Genomic DNA, 16,768 nt, shown 5'->3' with positions numbered 1-16,768 from the left:
GAGACGATGCAAACTCCCGCCCGGCCCCGCCCGCGTTCGCGCCTGACCGACGTGGTGATCGAGGAACTGAACAAGCGGCTGGACGCGCGCCTGTACCGCGCCGGCGACAAGCTGCCTTCCGAACACGCACTCTGCGATGAGTTCGACGTCAGCCGCACCGTTATTCGCGAAGCTGTCGCATCGATGCGCCTGAGCGGCCGCCTGGTCAGCAAGCCCGGCATCGGCGTATTCGTCACGGAAGACCGCGAAAAGCCCATCGACTTCGTCATCGAACCCGCCGCCGACCCGCGCTGGGCCTTGCACATCATGGAGTTGCGCGCAGGCCTTGAAGTGGAAGCCTGTGGGCTGGCGGCAGAGCGCCGCACCGCCACCGACCTGAGCGAGATCGTCGAAGCCTTTGACGCCTTCAACCGCGCAACCCGCGACATGGAAGCCGCCGTCAAGGCCGACTACGAATTCCACCTGTCGATCGCCAAGGCGTCGAACAACCCGCACTTTCCCGCGCTGCTGAAGGCTGCGGTGCGCGACGTGATGCTGGACCTGAACATCAAGCACGGCGGCAAGACGCCTGAAGAACTGGAAACCTACGAAACGCGCAACGTGCGCGAGCACGAAGCCATCCTGACCGCCATCATGCGACGCGACCCCGGCGCCGCACGCGCCGCCATGGCGCGTCACCTGGGTGACAGCATCGCGCGGTATCGCAAGCTGTTGTCGCAAGCGCCGGCGCAATAAGACCGCGCTCGAAAGCTCCCAGCGCAAACTGGCATTCGCCACGGCCAGCCGGCAGGTCCAACCCCCTGCCGGCAAAGCAAATTACGGGATTCCCCTTACTTGCTAGCTTGTATGACAGCTGCCATCATACGTCTCATGACTTAGCGGTGCGATGTGACGCCAGATTCTGGCAGCCGCGCCTCGCTATCCGTATGACCCACGTTGTACAAGTGCCGCTGATGAGCCCGATTCTTTCCCTCCGCACGACGTTCCACCGCTACGCCACGCGTATTCATCGGCACATCACCTGACCGGGTTCCCGGTCATCCGCGGCGCTCTCCGCGCCCCCTTCCCTACCCCTGCATGCCCGTGTCACCGCCCGCTCAGGCCAACGCCCGAGCCGCGACGGCGCGTGCGCGCCGGGTTCCGCTTTCCCCTTCGATCCTTTCCCGCTTATCCAAGCGCTTTCCGACCTCCCCAGGAGCATTCTCCATGCGTAAGTTTTTGACCACCGCCGTTGCGGCGACTTTGCTGTGCGTCGCCTCTGGCGCGCAAGCCGGCGTGACGTTCGACGCCGTCAAGAAAAAAGGCTTCTTGCAGTGCGGCTTTGCCGGCATTCCCGGCTTCTCGGTGTTGGACAGCAAGGGCGAATGGACCGGGCTGGACGTGGACATGTGCCGCGCCGTCGCCGCCGCCATGTTTGGCGACGCGTCCAAGGTCAAGGGCAACGTGCTGACCGCGCAAGCCAAGTTCACCGCGCTGCAATCGGGTGAAATCGACATGCTGTCGCGCAACACCACGCAGACGCTGACCCGCGACACCACGCTGGGCTTGATCGGCGTGGGCGTGAACTTCTATGACGCGCAAGGCCTGATCGTCAAGAAGTCGATGAACGTGAAGAGCGTGAAGGAACTGGACGGCGCCACCATCTGCGTGCAGCCGGGCACCACCACCGAACTGAACCTGGCCGACTACTTCCGCAGCCGTGGCCTGACGTTCAAGCCGGTGCTGGTTGAAAACTACGACGAGAACTTCCGCCTGCTGGAATCGGGCCGCTGCGACGCCTACACCAACGACAAGTCCAACACCGCCGCCAACATGCGCACGCGCCTGGCCAAGCCGGAAGACTGGGAAATCCTGACGGAAAACCTGTCCAAGGAACCCTTGGGCCCGATGGTCCGCCAAGGCGACGAGCAGTGGTTCAACGTGGTGCGCTGGTCGCTGAACGCCATGCTGGAAGCCGAGGAATACGGCATCACGTCAAAGAACGTGGATGAAATGCTGAAGAGCACCAACCCCAACGTGCAGCGCATTCTGGGCGTGACGCCGGGCATGGGCAAGAACCTGGGCCTGCACGACAAGTGGGCCTACAACATCATCAAGCAGGTTGGTAACTACGGCGAAAGCTATGACCGCGCCATGGGCAAGGACAGCCCGCTGAAGCTGGAACGCGGCCTGAACAAGCAATGGACCCAAGGCGGCCTGATGTACGGCTGGCCCGTCCGCTAAGTGTTAATGCGCGGCTTCGTCTTTCAGGCGAAGCCGCTTTTCTCTTTACCCGCATTTCCGGCCGCAACGCGCGGCCTGTCTTTGCCTCTTTACGTTGTAACCATGAACAGCATCGTCAACGCCCGCCTGAAACAGATCAAACCTTCGCCCAGCATGGCCGCCAAGATCGTCGTCGACGAACTGCGCCGCCAGGGCCGCGAAATCGCCGACTTCACGCTTGGTGAACCGGACATGGCCACGCCCGCCCACATTGCGCGCGCCGGCCAGGAAGCCATCGCCAGCGGCGACATCCGCTACACCAGCCCAAACGGCACGGTGGGCTTGCGCCGCGCCATCGCCAACAGCCTGGAGCTGGGCCTGGGCGTGTCTTACGGCATGGACCAGATCACCGTGGGCGCGGGCGCCAAGCAGATCATCGGCGCGGCGCTGACCGCCAGCCTGGAACCGGGCGACGAAGTCATCGTCTGCGCGCCGTACTGGGTGTCGTACCCCGACATGGTGCTGTTGAACGACGCCAAGCCTGTTGTGGTGACCGGCCCCGAGTCGCAAGGCTTCAAGCTGAACGCCGCCACGCTGGAAGCCGCGATCACGCCGCGCACCCGCTGGCTGATTCTGAATTCCCCCAGCAACCCCAGCGGCGCCGTCTACAGCGCGGCCGAGCTGCGCGCGCTGACCGATGTGCTGCTGCGCCATCCGCAAGTCTGGATTCTTAGCGACGAAATCTACGCGCCCTTCTGCTACAGCGGCCAGGCGCATGCCTCGCCCGTGCAAGTGGAACCGCAGCTGATTCCGCGCACGCTGATTGTCAATGGCATGTCGAAGTCGTACGCCATGACCGGCTGGCGCGTGGGCTACGGCGCGGGTCCGGCGGACTTGATCAAGGCGATGAGCACGGTCATGTCGCAAAGCACGTCTTGCCCCAGTGCGATTTCGCAAGTGGCCGCGCAGGCCGCCCTGGAAGGCGACCAGTCCAGCGTGACGAAGATGGTCGACATCTTCAAGGCCCGCCGCGACCTGATCGTGCGCCGCTTGAACGCCATTCCCGGTATCTCGTGCGCGATGCCCGACGGCGCGTTCTACGTGTACGCCAACGTGCAAGGCCTGATCGGACGCACCGGCCCGGCAGGCGAGCTGAAGACCGACCTGGACGTCAGCCTGTTCTTCCTGCGTGAAGCCGGCGTGGCGGTGATCGACGGCGGTTCTTATGGCTTGTCGCCCTATGTGCGCTTCTCGTTCGCGACGTCCACCGAAGTCATCGAACAAGGCATGGACCGCCTGGAAGCGGCCGTCAAAGTCTTGATGGCGGACTAAGCCGTGGCCAAGCACACCGCGCAATCCCCGGTGGCAAGGCCACCGCACCGGGTGTCCTGGAATGACCCGGCCACGCGTGCGCTGGTCTACCAGGTGCTGGCCCTGACCCTCGTCGGGGCGGGCGTCTGGTTCCTGGTGCACAACACGCTGCACAACCTGTCGATGCGCAACATCGCCACGGGCTTCGGCTTTCTGAACCGCGAAGCGGGCTTCGCCATTGGTGAGTCCGTCATCGCCTATGGCCCGGCCGACACCTATGGCCGCGCCATCTTCGTGGGCGTGCTGAACACGCTGCGCGTGGGCCTGCTTGCGCTGGTCGCCGCCACTATTCTGGGCGTCTTCATTGGCGTCGGACGGCTGTCGAAGAATTGGCTCGTGAAGAAGATCACCTCGGTGTATGTCGAAGTGATGCGCAACGTGCCGCTCTTGCTGCAACTGTTCTTCTGGTATGCGCTGATCACCGAAAACATGCCGGGGCCGCGCCAGGCGCACAACCCGCTGCCGGGCGTGTTCATTTCCAACCGGGGCCTGAAAGTGCCTGGGCTGGAAGGTGCATCGCTGGACTGGGTGCTGGGCGGACTGGCGCTGGCCATTGTCGCCATCCTGTTCCTGGGCCATTGGGGCGCGAAGCGCCAGGAAGCCACGGGCCGTGTGTTCCCGCTGGGCCGCGCAGCCATCGGCTTGCTGCTGGCGTTGCCCGTGCTGGGCTGGCTGGCCAGCGGCGCATCGCTGACGCTGGACATGCCGGCGCTCAAGGGCTTCAACTTCGTTGGCGGCCTGACGCTGACGCCGGAGTTCGTCGCCCTGTTCCTGGGCTTGACCGTCTACACCTCGGCGTTCATCGCCGAAGTGGTGCGATCCGGCATCCAGGCGGTGAACAACGGCCAATGGGAAGCCGCCGGCTCGCTGGGCCTGCCGCGCGCCAAAGTGTTGCGTCTGGTCGTGCTGCCGCAAGCCTTGCGCGTGATCATCCCGCCGATGACCAGCCAATACCTGAACCTGTTGAAGAACAGTTCGCTGGCCGTCGCCATTGGCTATCCGGACATCGTCTCGGTGGTGAACACCACGCTAAACCAGACCGGCCAGGCCATCGAGGGCATCCTCATCATCATGGGCGCGTACCTGACGGTCAGCCTGTCGATCTCGATCTTCATGAATTGGTACAACAAGCGCATCGCGCTGGTGGAGCGTTGATATGAGCAGCACTACGCACTCCTTCGCCGACCCCCTGCCCCCGCCCAGCACCCAGGTCGGCGCCTGGGCCTGGATACGGTCCCGTCTGTTTTCGTCGCCGCTGAACATCCTGATCACGGTGCTGCTGGCGTGGTTCCTGCTGATGTCGTTGCCGGCGCTGGTGGAATGGGCCTTCCTGAAGGCCAACTTCACCGCCACCAACGCCATGGAATGCCGGGCCTCCGTTGGCGGCGCCTGCTGGGCGTTCATCGTCGAGAAACATCGGCTGATTCTGTTCGGCACTTATCCGTTTGATGAACAGTGGCGTCCGCTGATCGCCACGCTGATCCTCGTCGCCGTCATCGCGTGCAGCGGCATGCGGCGCTTCTGGAATGGCAAGCTGGCGCTCATCTGGACGGGCGGCCTGACGGCTGTTGCGCTCTTGATGTGGGGCGGCGTGTTCGGCCTGACGTATGTCGAGAACTCGCGCTGGGGCGGCCTGCCGTTGACGCTGATTCTGGCCACGTTCGGCATCGCCTTTGCGTTCCCGATCGGCGTGATGCTGGCGCTGGGCCGGCGTTCGAAGATGCCGGCCATCAAGGCGCTGTGCGTCGTGTACATCGAGCTGATTCGTGGCGTGCCGCTGATCAGCCTGCTGTTCATGTCGTCGGTGATGCTGCCGCTGTTCTTGCCCGAAGGTTTCACCATCGACAAGCTGCTGCGCGCGCAGATCGCCATCATCCTGTTCGCCGCGGCCTATATCGCGGAAACGGTACGCGGCGGCCTGCAGGCCATTCCGAAAGGCCAGTACGAAGGCGCCGATTCGCTCGGGCTGAACTACTGGCAGCAGATGCGCAAGATCATCCTGCCGCAAGCGCTGAAGATCGTGATTCCGCCGCTGGTGGGTATTTTCATCAGCCTGTTCAAGGACACGTCGCTGGTGGTGATCATCGGTATTTTCGACCTGACGCTGGCAGCCAAGGCGGCCTTGTCCGACGCGGCATGGCGGGGTTTCGGGGTGGAGGCCTATCTCTTCATCTCGCTGATCTACTTCGTCTTTTGCTATTCCATGTCCAAATACAGCCAAGCGCTTGAAAAGCGTCTGGCCACCGGGCACGCGCGCTGATTGCGCGGCGATCCCCCCCGGTAAACCTTACGGAGACCAAGCATGTCGGATTCCATTATTCGATTGCAGGGCGTGAACAAGTGGTACGGCCAGTTCCACGTGTTGCGCAACATCAACCTGGACGTGGCGCCTGGCGAACGCATCGTGGTGTGCGGCCCATCGGGCTCAGGCAAGTCCACGATGATTCGCTGCATCAACCGTCTTGAAGAGCACCAGCAAGGCCAGATCATCGTTGACGGCACCGAGCTGACGAACGATCTCAAACACATTGAGACCATCCGCCGCGAAGTGGGCATGGTGTTCCAGCACTTCAACCTGTTCCCGCACCTGACCGTGCTGGAAAACCTGACGCTGGGCCCCATGTGGGTGCTGAAGCAGCCGCGCGCACAGGCCGAAGCCACGGCAATGAAGTACCTGGAACGCGTGCGCATTCCCGATCAGGCCAAGAAATTCCCCGGCCAGTTGTCGGGCGGCCAGCAACAACGCGTGGCGATTGCGCGGTCGTTGTGCATGAACCCGAAGGTCATGTTGTTTGATGAACCCACATCTGCGCTAGACCCGGAAATGGTCAAGGAAGTGCTGGACGTGATGGTGACGCTGGCTCAGGAAAGCGGCATGACGATGATCTGCGTGACCCACGAAATGGGCTTTGCGCGCAAGGTCGCCAACCGTGTGATCTTCATGGACCGCGGCGAAATCATCGAACAGAACAACCCGGACGCGTTCTTTGATAACCCGCAGAACGAACGGACGAAACTGTTCCTGAGCCAGATCCTGCATTGATGTTGATGGCGTAAACCATAAACGGCTATCCATGCCGCCCCCATCATGTCGCCCCCTTCATGCCGCCCGCGTTGGGCGGCATTTTTCATGGGCGCACGCAATAGAACCCAAACCATGAACGGCGCCTGGCATCCCCCCTGAAACCGGCATGAGTCATTACGTTATTCCGCCAGCGCCGCCGTGATCCGCCATCACAAAACAGATATCGACATGCGGATTCAATCGTTCAAGCGCGCCGCCGCTTCCTCCAGACTGCACTTTTCCCAAAGCGCAATCTGGAGTTCCGATGTCCCTACCCTCAGTCACCGGCCTTGACCACTACATCATCCGGGTCAACGACCTGCAGGCCGCGACCGACCGCTATGTGAAGCTGGGCTTCAGTCTGGCGCCGCAAGGCCGGCACCATCGCGGCACGCGCAACCAGACCATCATCCTGGATGCGAACTACCTGGAACTGCTGTTTTTCCCGGAAGAACTGAAGGCCGATTCGCGCTTTGGCGGCTATGACGACGCCTACGAAGGCCCCGTCTCCACGGCCCTGCAAACCACCGACAGCACCGCCGTGCACGCGGAACTGGCGCGGCTGGGCATCGACGCAGAACCGCCTTTGCGCGGCGGCCGCCCGGTGCATTTGCCCGACGGCAGCGAAGACGCCGCCTGGAACAACACGAACTTTCCCAATGGCCTCTTGGGCGTGCCCGACTTCTTCACCTGCGGCCACCTGACGCGCCACCTGGTCTACCGCCCGGAATGGCAAGACCACGCCAACGGCGCGCGCCGCATCGAAGCGCTAGTCGCCGTGCACCCCGACCCCGCATCGCTGCGCGCCGGCTACGCGCGCGTGTTCGGTCCCATCGCCATCAGCGACCTGCCTGACGGCGGCCTGCAAGTTCGCCGGGGCAGCCTGCGCATCAACTTCCTGCGCCCCGCCGCCTTCGAACAACGCTACCCGCGCGTCCGCGTGCCAGCCGGCTTGCCAGCGGCGTCCCAGGGCGGCTGGTTTGCCGGTTCTGTGATTGGCGTGCGTGACCTGGCCAAGACCCGCGCGCTGTTTGACGCCAACCAGGTGAACTACCGCGCCAATGAACAGGGTGAACTGGTCGTGGCGCCGCAAGACGCTGCGGGCGCGTTGCAAGTCTTCGTGCAAGAGGCATGAGATGAGCCAGACCCTGCCCGATTATTGGGACTGTTTTTCCACCGATTACGCGGCGGCGCGCGCCGCGTTTGTAGCCGCTGCCACCGAGCGCGGCGCAGCCTTGTCGCGCCATGAACACCCGTCGTTGAAGGACCCGCACGGTCAACCGTTGAGCGTAGACGTCGCCGTGCTGGGGCGGCCTGACGCGCCGCGCACCCACCTTGCCATCAGCGGCACGCACGGGCTGGAAGGCGCAGCGGGCTCCGCGGTTCAGATCGGCTGGCTGCGCGCCGATGGTGGCACCCCCCTGCCGGACGACGTGAACGTGGTCTTCGTACACGCGCTGAATCCGTATGGCTATGCCTACGACACGCGCACCACCGAAAACAACGTCGACCTGAACCGCAACTTCATCGACCACACCCGCGCCAAGCCCGCCAACCCCCACTACGCCACGCTGCACCCGCACCTGATCCCGGCCGAGTGGACGGAGGCCAGCCTGGAAGCCGGCGCACGCGCCGTCGAACAATTCCGCGACACGCATGGCGCTGACACCTTGTTCAACGTCACTGCCAGCGGCCAATACACCCACCCCGATGGCCTGGTGTACGGCGGCGATGGCCCCGAGTGGTCGAACCGCACGCTGCGCCGCATCGTGGACCAGCATCTGGCCGCCAGTGAACGCGTGGCCTTCATCGACTGGCATACCGGCATCGGCGAATACGGCGAACCGTTCTTCCTGTGCTTTAACGACGAAGGCAGCGCCGAACAAACGCAAGCCGCCGCATGGTGGGGCGCAGACCGCGTGCGTGACCAGCGTCCGCATGGCCTGGCCCGCCCCGATTACCAGGGGCTGGTGTTCCGTGGCGTGCAGCAAGCCTTGGGCGACCGCGCACTCGCAGGCGCCGTCGTGGAGTTCGGCACGCGTGGCCTGCAAATGCGGCCCGCGCTCAGGCTCGACCAATGGCTGCGTTTCAAGGCCCCGCTGTCCCCTGACGCCGCGCGCGACGCCCAACTGCGCGCCGATCTGGTCGACGCCTTTGTTCCGGTCTCGAGCGTCTGGCGCCGTAGCGCCCTGGCGCATGGCCTGGCCATCACCCGGCAGGCAATCGCCGGCGTCGCCGCCTGGTAACGCCCCCTTCCCACATCCCCAACTATCTATTGGCAGTCATGAAAGCAATCGTTTTGCGTGAACACGGCGGCAGCGACAAGCTCCGCTTCGAACCCGAATTCCCCAACCCCGTCGCCGGCCCGGACGACGTTGTCATCCGCGTGCGCGCGTCGTCGTTGAACTATCACGACGTGTTCACTCGCCGTGGCATGCCCGGCATCAACCTGCCCTTTCCCGTGATCATCGGCCTGGACGTGGCCGGTGAAATCCTGGAAACCGGCGCCAACGTCAGCGAGTGGAAAGTGGGCGACCGCGTGCTGGTCGACCCCATTGACCGGGTGAACGGCGGGCTGGTCGGTGAAACCATCCACGGCGGCCTGGCCGAGCGCTGCCGCGTGCCGGCGCATCAACTGCTGCGCCTGCCCGATGCAGTCAGCTTCGAACAGGCCGCCGCGCTGCCCGTGGCCTACGGCACGGCGTTGCGCATGATGAACCGCATCGGCCAGATCCAGGCCGGTGAAAAAGTGCTGATCCTGGGCGCAAGCGGCGGCGTGGGCGTGTGCGCGGTGCAGCTGGCCAAGCTGGCCGGCGCGGAAGTCATCGCCTGCGCCGGCACTGCTGAAAAGGGCGAAGCGCTGCGCGCGCTGGGCGCCGACCACATCATCCTGTACACGCAGGAAGACTTCCTGAAAGCCGTGCAGGAACGCTTCGGCAAACCCGCGCGCCGCCGCGGCGGCAAGTCGGGCGGCGTGGACGTGGTGGTGAACTTCACGGGTGGCGACACCTGGGTGAAGTCGCTGCGCTGCCTGCGTCTGGGCGGCCGTCTACTCACCTGCGGCGCCACCGCGGGCTTCGACCCCAAGGAAGACCTGCGCTACATCTGGACCTTCGAATTGCAGATTCGCGGCTCCAACGGCTGGGACCGCGACGACCTCTACGAGCTGCTGGAACTGGTGCGCGACGGCCGCCTGCATGTGCCGATTGACCGCAGCTGGCCGCTGGAACAAGGCGCAGAGGCGCTGGCCTCGCTGGAAGATCGCAAGATCGTCGGCAAAGTGCTGGTGACGTCATGAGCGCAGTGCAAAACCCAATCCAAAGCCCCGCGCAAAATTCGACGCTTAGCGCTGAAGCCATCCAGGCCAAGTTCGACGGTTCCCCCTTCATCGCCTGGCTGGGCTTGAGCGTCACCGCCGTCGATCACGACCGTGGCGAACTCACCGTGCTGGCCCCCATGCGCGCCGAGTTCGAACGCGGCGCGGCCAGCGGCCAATGGCATGGCGGCCCGCTGGCCGCCGTGATCGATACCGTGGGCGATTTTGCCGTGGGCATGCTGCTGGGCCGAGGGCTGCCGACCATCAACTTCCGCGTCGACTATCTGCGCCCTGCCGTGAACACCAGCCTGACGGCCGTGGCGCGCGTGCGGCGCAACGGCCGCAGCGTCGGCGTGGCCGACGTAGACCTCTACAACGACCAGGGTGCGCTGGTGGCCATCGGCCGCGCCACCTACGCCACGCTCAGCCAAGGCTGAGCCCGCCCCGACCCCTAAGGATTCATCATGACCCAGACTCCGCGCCCCGGACGGCGCGCCTTCCTCACCCGTTCCGCCGCAGGCGGCCTGGCCGCCACTGGCTTCGGGCTTGCGCCCCGCGCGCTGATCGCCGCCACGGACACACCCGGCTCAGACCCCGGCCCGGCCCGCAAGGGCGGCACGCTCGTCGCCAGCTGGGGCGGCCTGGAGCCGCAAGCGCTGTTTGTGCCGGGCGGCGGCGGCTCCAGCCCGTTCCAGACGTCCACCAAGATTCTTGAACGCCTGCTGCGCCTGGACGCCGACCTGAAGTTCCAGCCCGCGCTGGCGCTAAGCCTGACGCCCGCCGCCGACTTCCGCAGCTACACCATCAAGCTGCGCGAAGGCGTCACCTGGCATGACGGCGCACCGTTCACGTCCGCCGACGTCGTCTACAACGCGCTGCAACACTGGAAGCCCATCTCGGCCGGCATCGCGCTGAAGTCGTTGACGGACGCCACCGCCACCGACCCGCACACCGTCGTGCTGACCTTCAACGCCCCGGTGCCGGAATTCTTCTTGAAGTCCACGCTGGCCGGCCAGTTCCAATTGCTGCTGCCCAAGCATCTGTACGACGGCAAAGACATCATTACCAACCCGTTGAACAACACGCCGGTCGGGACCGGCCCGTGGAAGTACGGCAAGTGGGTGCGCGGCAGCCACGTGGAATACCTGCGCAACGACGCGTACTGGAATGCCGGCATGCCCTACCTGGACAAGCTCGTCATCCGCTGGTGGGGCGACCCGGCTTCGCGCGGGGCCGCGCTGGAAACGGGGGAATTGGGCTTGGCGTATTCCAGTCCGGTGCCAGCGCGCGACATCGACCGTCTGGTGAAAACCGGCAAGGTCGTCGTGGATACGCGCGGCTATCAGAACACCGCCTGGACCGTCACCGTGGAATTCAATCAGCGCCGCGAGATCGTCAAGCGCCGTGAAGTGCGACAGGCCATCCTGCACGCCATCGACCGCCAATTCATCGTCGACACCATCTATTACGGCCGGGGCAAACCGGCGATTGCGCCCATCTTCAGCAGCAACCCGTTGTTCTTCACCGAAGACGTGCCGCGCTACCCGTTCGACCCCAAGAAGGCCGCCGCGCTGCTGGACGCAGCCGGCCTGCCCGTCAAAGACGGCAAGCGCTTCACCGTCAACCTGCTGGCCGCCGCCTGGTTCGAAGAAAACGCCAAGCTGGGCCAGTACCTGAAGCAGGCGCTGGAAGACGTGGGCATTGCGGTGAAGCTGGATTCCGTTGACCGCGCCACCGCGCTCAAGCGCATCTATGGCGATTACGACTACGACATCGCCGTGTCCAACTTCACGTCGCCATTGGAACTGGTGCCGACCGTGACGCAATTTTTCACGACCGACGGCATCGTAAAAGGCGCGGCGTTCCGCAACGCCACGGGCTATTCCAGCCCCGAGATGGACGGCATCGTCGCCAAGCTTGCGGTGGAAACGGCGCCCGAGGCCCGCCGCGCGCTGGCCGCGGAATTCGCGAAGCTGGCGTCCACCGACGTGCCCCTGGTGCCGCTGGTGGAGATCCAGGCGTTCACATTGGCCGGCAAGAAGGTGCGCAACTTCACGACCAGCGCCAACGTGCAGGGCGAGACCCTGGCCGACGTCTGGCTGCAACCTTAAGCGACCCGCCATGCCGATCCGACTGATCACCCGCCGCTTGCTTCAGGCCATTCCGCTGCTGTTGGGCGTGGTGGTGCTGAACTTTGCCCTGATCCAATCCGTGCCAGGCACCTTCCTGGACGTCATGACGGCCGAACAGCAGGTTACCGACCCCGCGCTGATCGAACGCCTGCGCGTGACCTACGGCCTGGACCAGACCCCTACCGTGCAGCTGCTGAAGTACATCGGATCGGTCGCGCGCCTGGATTTCGGCTATTCGTACCGGCACAACCTGCCGGTGCTGGACGTGATTCTGGCGCACCTGCCCGCCACGCTGGTGCTGATGCTGGCCAGCATCGCCATCGCTGTGCTGGTAGGCATGGCGGCGGGCATCGTGTCAGCCGTGAAGGTCAACACGTGGTGGGATAGCGCGGTGTCGGCCTTTGCCGTGCTGTGCTTTGCCGCGCCAAGCTTCTGGCTGGGCATCATGCTGATCATTCTGTTTTCCGTGAAGCTGGGCTGGTTTCCGGTGGGCGGCATGGTCACCATCGGCTTGGACGGCGGGCTCTGGCGCCAGGCGCTGGACGTGCTGCACCATCTGGCGCTGCCCGCCCTTGCGCTGGGCCTGTTCTATTCGGCGGCGTATGCGCGCGTGATGCGGGCGTCGATGCTGGAAGTCAGCCGCATGGACTACGTGCGCACGGCATACGCCAAGGGCCTGACGCGCGCCACCGTCGTGCTGCGCCACATCCTGCGCAACGCGGTGCTGCCCATCGTGACCTTGCTGGGCCTGCAACTGGGCGCCGTGCTGGGCGGCAGCATTGTTGTTGAAGCGGTGTTCAGCTGGCCCGGCATTGGCGGCGTGCTGTTTGACAGCGTCATGACCCGCAACTACCCCGTCGTGCTGGGCATTCTGGTGCTGAGTTCTTTCGTCGTGATCGTCGCCAACATCGTCGTCGATCTGCTCTACACGCGGTTGGACCCGCGCATCAAGGCTGCCTGACATGTCTGCATCGTCTTCTGTTTCGCCTGCTGCTTCTGGTGCTGGCAACACCACAGCCGCTTCCCCCGCCGCATCCGCCCCCCATCGCCCGGCCTCATTCCTGTCCCGCTACGCCCGCAACCGTGGCGCGGTGGCGGGCGCCATCGTCCTGCTGCTGGTGGTGCTGCTGGCCGCCAGCGCCGGCTGGCTGTATCCCACCAACCCCTTGCGCATCGTTGGCGCGCCCGAGATCTGGCCGTTCGAGTCCTGGCGTTACCCGCTAGGCACCGACTCCATGGGCCGCGACATTGCCGCGCTGATCGCGCACGGCGCGCGCGCCACCTTGCTGATTGGCCTGGTGGCCGCCGCCACCGCCACGCTGATCGGCGTGAGCGTGGGCGCCGCGGCCGCGTGGTCGGGCGGCTGGATCGACGAAGCGCTGATGCGCGTCACCGAACTGTTCCAGATCATTCCCAACGTGGTCTTCGTGCTGACCATCGTGTCGGTCCTGGGGCCGCACATTGAAACCATCACGCTGGCCGTCGGGCTGGTGTCGTGGCCGCCCATCGCGCGGCTGACGCGGGCGGAGTTCCTGTCGTTCAAGGAACGCGAATTCGTGCAGGCGTGCCGCGCCGTCGGCATGAGCCCGCTGCGCATCGTCGCCGGCGAGATCCTGCCTAACGCGCTGCCGCCCGTCATCGTGATGTCGTCGCTGGTGGTGGCCGGCGCCATCCTGTACGAATCGGTGGTGTCGTTTCTGGGGCTGGGCGACCCCAACATCGCCAGCTGGGGCCGGCTGGTGGGCGAAGGCCGCAGCCTGATCCGCTCGTCCTGGTACATCTGCGCCGTTCCCGGCGTGGCCATCATGCTTGCCGTGCTGTCGCTGAACCTGGTTGGCGACGGCCTGAACGACGCGCTCAACCCCAAGCTGCAAAAGCGTTGAACCGCAACTGCAAACCCGGAATATCCCATGACGCATACGCTGAATAATCTTGGCGACCTGGCCGACCCGCGCCGCGCCACCGCCCTGCCCGCCATCATTGACCTGCGCCAGCCCGGCGCGCCCGCGCACTACGACCACGACCAGGTTCGCCAACTGGCGGGCGGCGTGGCCGCCTGGCTGACGGCGCGCGGCCTGCCGCCGGGCGCGCGCGTGGCGATTGCCGCGCTGAACCGCGCCGAATACCTGATTACGTACTTCGGCATCATGCGCGCCGGCTTCGTCGCCGTGCCCATCAACATCAAGCAGTCGCAAGAGAATATCGACTACGTGATCCGCGACGCCGATATCGCGCTGGCGTTCGTGGATGCCCCGCGCCGCGCTGCGTTCGAAGCCACGGTGCCCGTGCTCGACTTTGACGACGACGGCCCCGAAGGCTTCGCTGCGCAGATTACGCCCACGGAGTTCAACACCGTCACGCCCGCGAACGACGACGTCGCGCAGATGCTGTACACGTCCGGCTCCACGGGCAAGCCCAAAGGCGTGCCGCTGACGCATACCGGCCAGCTCTGGGCGCTGACGACCACCTCGGCCCCGGTGGCGGCCAACGCCGCGCAGGAACACTATCTGCTGGCCCAACCGCTGTTCCATATGAACGGCCTGTTCATGGCCAAGCGCGCATTCGCCAGCAACAGCCTGCTGGTCATCCAGCCCAGCTTTGATGTCGCGGCTTACGCCGATGCGCTGGAGCGTTACCGCATCACCATCCTGACCGCCGTGCCGACGATGTTCGCCCGCCTGGTCAAAGACCCGGCGCTGCTGCACGGCCGCGATCTATCCGCGCTGGCGCGCGTGATGCTGGGCTCGGCCCCGATGACGGTAGCGCTGTATGAACGCATCCAGCAAGCGCTGCCGCATGTGCGCATCACGCATGGGTACGGCACCACCGAGGCCGGCCCCGCCGTGTTTGGCCCCCATCCGCATGGCCTGCCCACGCCGCCGCTGGCGGTGGGCCATCCGCTGGACCCCTCTCACGTGCGGCTGGCGGATGGCCCGAACGCTGACGAAGGCGTGCTGCTGATGAAGAACCCGGCCGTGTTGTCTGGCTATCACAACCTGCCCGAGAAAAGCGCGCAGGTGCTGCAAGACGGCTGGTATTACAGCGGCGACGTCATGCGCCGCGACGCCGACGGCTTCTACTATTTCGTAGGCCGCGCCGACGACATGTTCGTATGCGGCGGCGAGAACATCTATCCCGTTGAAGTGGAAAAACTGCTGGAGTCTCATCCCGACGTGCGCCAAAGCTGCGTCGTGCCGCTGGCCGACGAAGAGCGCGGGCACATCCCCGTTGCCTTCGTCGTGCGCCGCGACGGCAGCGGGCTGGATGCTGACGCGCTTAAGCGCCATGCACTGGCGAACGGCCCCGCGTATCAGCACCCGCGCCGCATCCGCTTCGTGGATGAACTGCCATGGGCCGGCACCAACAAGGTCGATCGCAACGCCCTGCTGTTGCAGGCCCGTGCGCTGGAAGCGCAACAAGCCTGGACCCTGACCGCCACGGAGGCCGCATGAGCCACACCCCGGATTCGCTGGCCGGCAAGACGGCGCTGGTCACCGGCGGCAGCCGCGGCATCGGCCGCGCCATTGCGCTGGCGCTGGGCCGGCGCGGCGCGCACGTCGCCGTGCATTACAACGCCGCCCGCGACGCCGCCGATGAAGTCGTAGCGCTGATCCGCGACGCTGGCGGCCGCGCCTGGACCTTGCAAGCCGACCTGGCGTCGTCCGACGCGGCGGCGATACTCGCCGAAGCGCTGCGCCATACGGTGCAGCAACACACGGGCGCCGACGGCCTGGATATTCTGGTCAACAACGCGGGCGTGGGCCTGCGTGCGCGGCTGGCCGACGTCAAACCCGACGATTTCGACCGCGTGCTGCAAGTCAATTTGAAGACGCCGTTCTTTTTGATTCAGCACTGCCTGCCCTTCTTGCGCGACGGCGGGCGTATCGTCAATATCTCGTCGATGGGCACCCGCGCCGCCTATCCCGAAATGAGCGTCTACGCACCGGCTAAAGCGGGGCTGGAGGCGCTGACGCTGCTGCTGGCTAGCGACCTGGGCGCGCGCGGCATTACGGTGAACGCCGTGCTGCCCGGCGCCACCGCCACCGACATGAACACCCGCGCCCGCGACCCCGACATCAGCCGCGCCATTGCCCAGACGATTGCGCTGGGGCGCGTCGGCCAGCCAGAAGACATTGCGGATATCGTCGCGTTCCTGGCCTCGCACGAAGGACGCTGGGTCACCGGGCAGAGTATTGATGCAACGGGGGGCCAGCGCTTGTAGAGCATGGGCGACAGGCGCGTCAGACAAACACGGGGGGCTGCTTTTCTGAATCGTCCTATGGCTAATTTTGAATGGCTCCCTAACATTGAGGCCAACCTCATTGAGGCCAGTCTCATTGAAGCCAATCTGATTGCCCCCAATCTGATCGCAGCCATTCCGATTTCAGCCACTCTGATCAAAGGAGCCCCCATGATCCCCGTCGCCCTTGTTGGCCATGCTCACGCCTGCCCGCTCCATGGCCCCGGCAGCATCGTCAGCGGCGCGTCCACCGCGGCCATCAACGGCCGGCCGATCGCCCGCGTGGGCGACCGCATCAGCTGCGGCGCCGTCATCGTCAGCGGTTCCGCATCCGCCACCATCGAAGGGCAACCGGTGGCGCGCCAGGGCGACACCACCAGCCACGGCGGCACGCTGATCGAGGGCGATGCTAATTGGCTGTCGGCATAAGCGCCGTGCGTCCC

Annotated in this window: 16 protein-coding genes; all 16 read left to right on the top strand. The window is 65.1% G+C overall.

Features of this window, described 5'->3' with window-relative positions; translation table 11 throughout:
* Window positions 1-6 precede the first annotated feature (6 nt).
* The 16 genes from HV765_RS02610 to HV765_RS02535 all read left to right on the top strand — a co-directional run bounded on the left by HV765_RS02610 (window position 7) and on the right by HV765_RS02535 (window position 16,754).
* Entirely contained in the window at window positions 7-735 is a 729-nt protein-coding gene (locus HV765_RS02610) for a FadR/GntR family transcriptional regulator (RefSeq protein WP_054426854.1), read from the top strand.
* 471 nt (window positions 736-1,206) lie between these two features.
* Window positions 1,207-2,223: an amino acid ABC transporter substrate-binding protein gene (locus HV765_RS02605; RefSeq protein ID WP_175168676.1), complete on the top strand. Its 1,017-nt coding sequence runs from the start codon at window positions 1,207-1,209 to the stop codon at window positions 2,221-2,223.
* A 102-nt stretch (window positions 2,224-2,325) separates the two neighbouring features.
* Window positions 2,326-3,534, top strand: coding sequence for an aminotransferase class I/II-fold pyridoxal phosphate-dependent enzyme (locus HV765_RS02600; RefSeq protein ID WP_054426908.1), 1,209 nt, complete (start codon window positions 2,326-2,328; stop codon window positions 3,532-3,534).
* Window positions 3,535-3,564: 30 nt separating this feature from the next.
* The gene (locus HV765_RS02595; RefSeq protein ID WP_175169476.1) at window positions 3,565-4,728 is read left to right on the top strand and encodes an amino acid ABC transporter permease; all 1,164 of its coding nucleotides are present in this window, start codon (window positions 3,565-3,567) and stop codon (window positions 4,726-4,728) included.
* Between the two features lies 1 nt (window position 4,729).
* Window positions 4,730-5,833 carry an amino acid ABC transporter permease gene (locus HV765_RS02590; protein WP_054426857.1) on the top strand — a complete coding sequence of 368 codons (1,104 nt, stop codon included), beginning with the start codon at window positions 4,730-4,732 and terminating at the stop codon, window positions 5,831-5,833.
* 42 nt (window positions 5,834-5,875) lie between these two features.
* Complete coding sequence (locus tag HV765_RS02585; protein WP_054426858.1) at window positions 5,876-6,616, top strand: amino acid ABC transporter ATP-binding protein; 741 nt, start codon at window positions 5,876-5,878, stop codon at window positions 6,614-6,616.
* A 286-nt stretch (window positions 6,617-6,902) separates the two neighbouring features.
* The gene (locus tag HV765_RS02580) at window positions 6,903-7,772 is read left to right on the top strand and encodes a VOC family protein (RefSeq protein ID WP_054426859.1); all 870 of its coding nucleotides are present in this window, start codon (window positions 6,903-6,905) and stop codon (window positions 7,770-7,772) included.
* Window position 7,773: 1 nt separating this feature from the next.
* Window positions 7,774-8,883 (top strand): M14 family metallopeptidase, encoded by a 1,110-nt coding sequence (locus HV765_RS02575; protein WP_175168675.1) that lies wholly within the window; start codon window positions 7,774-7,776, stop codon window positions 8,881-8,883.
* Window positions 8,884-8,921: 38 nt separating this feature from the next.
* Window positions 8,922-9,935, top strand: coding sequence for a quinone oxidoreductase family protein (locus HV765_RS02570; protein WP_175168674.1), 1,014 nt, complete (start codon window positions 8,922-8,924; stop codon window positions 9,933-9,935).
* Complete coding sequence (locus HV765_RS02565) at window positions 9,932-10,390, top strand: PaaI family thioesterase (protein ID WP_175168673.1); 459 nt, start codon at window positions 9,932-9,934, stop codon at window positions 10,388-10,390. The genes HV765_RS02570 and HV765_RS02565 overlap by 4 nt, the downstream gene beginning before the upstream one ends.
* Window positions 10,391-10,417: 27 nt before the next feature.
* Window positions 10,418-12,064, top strand: coding sequence for an ABC transporter substrate-binding protein (locus HV765_RS02560; RefSeq protein ID WP_054426862.1), 1,647 nt, complete (start codon window positions 10,418-10,420; stop codon window positions 12,062-12,064).
* A 10-nt stretch (window positions 12,065-12,074) separates the two neighbouring features.
* Window positions 12,075-13,046 (top strand): ABC transporter permease, encoded by a 972-nt coding sequence (locus tag HV765_RS02555; RefSeq protein ID WP_175168672.1) that lies wholly within the window; start codon window positions 12,075-12,077, stop codon window positions 13,044-13,046.
* A 1-nt stretch (window position 13,047) separates the two neighbouring features.
* Entirely contained in the window at window positions 13,048-13,968 is a 921-nt protein-coding gene (locus HV765_RS02550; RefSeq protein WP_175168671.1) for an ABC transporter permease, read from the top strand.
* A gap of 27 nt (window positions 13,969-13,995) precedes the next feature.
* Window positions 13,996-15,537 carry a class I adenylate-forming enzyme family protein gene (locus HV765_RS02545; protein ID WP_175168670.1) on the top strand — a complete coding sequence of 514 codons (1,542 nt, stop codon included), beginning with the start codon at window positions 13,996-13,998 and terminating at the stop codon, window positions 15,535-15,537.
* Window positions 15,534-16,307, top strand: coding sequence for an SDR family oxidoreductase (locus HV765_RS02540; RefSeq protein ID WP_175168669.1), 774 nt, complete (start codon window positions 15,534-15,536; stop codon window positions 16,305-16,307). The genes HV765_RS02545 and HV765_RS02540 overlap by 4 nt, the downstream gene beginning before the upstream one ends.
* Window positions 16,308-16,496: 189 nt before the next feature.
* Entirely contained in the window at window positions 16,497-16,754 is a 258-nt protein-coding gene (locus tag HV765_RS02535) for a PAAR domain-containing protein (RefSeq protein ID WP_175168668.1), read from the top strand.
* The last annotated feature ends 14 nt before the right edge of the window (window positions 16,755-16,768 follow it).

The organism is Achromobacter kerstersii (assembly GCF_902859595.1).
GTDB classification, from domain to species: Bacteria; Pseudomonadota; Gammaproteobacteria; order Burkholderiales; family Burkholderiaceae_B; genus Achromobacter; species Achromobacter kerstersii.
Note: the sequence above shows the minus strand (reverse complement) of the source record. Positions and strands in the feature narration are given on the sequence as shown.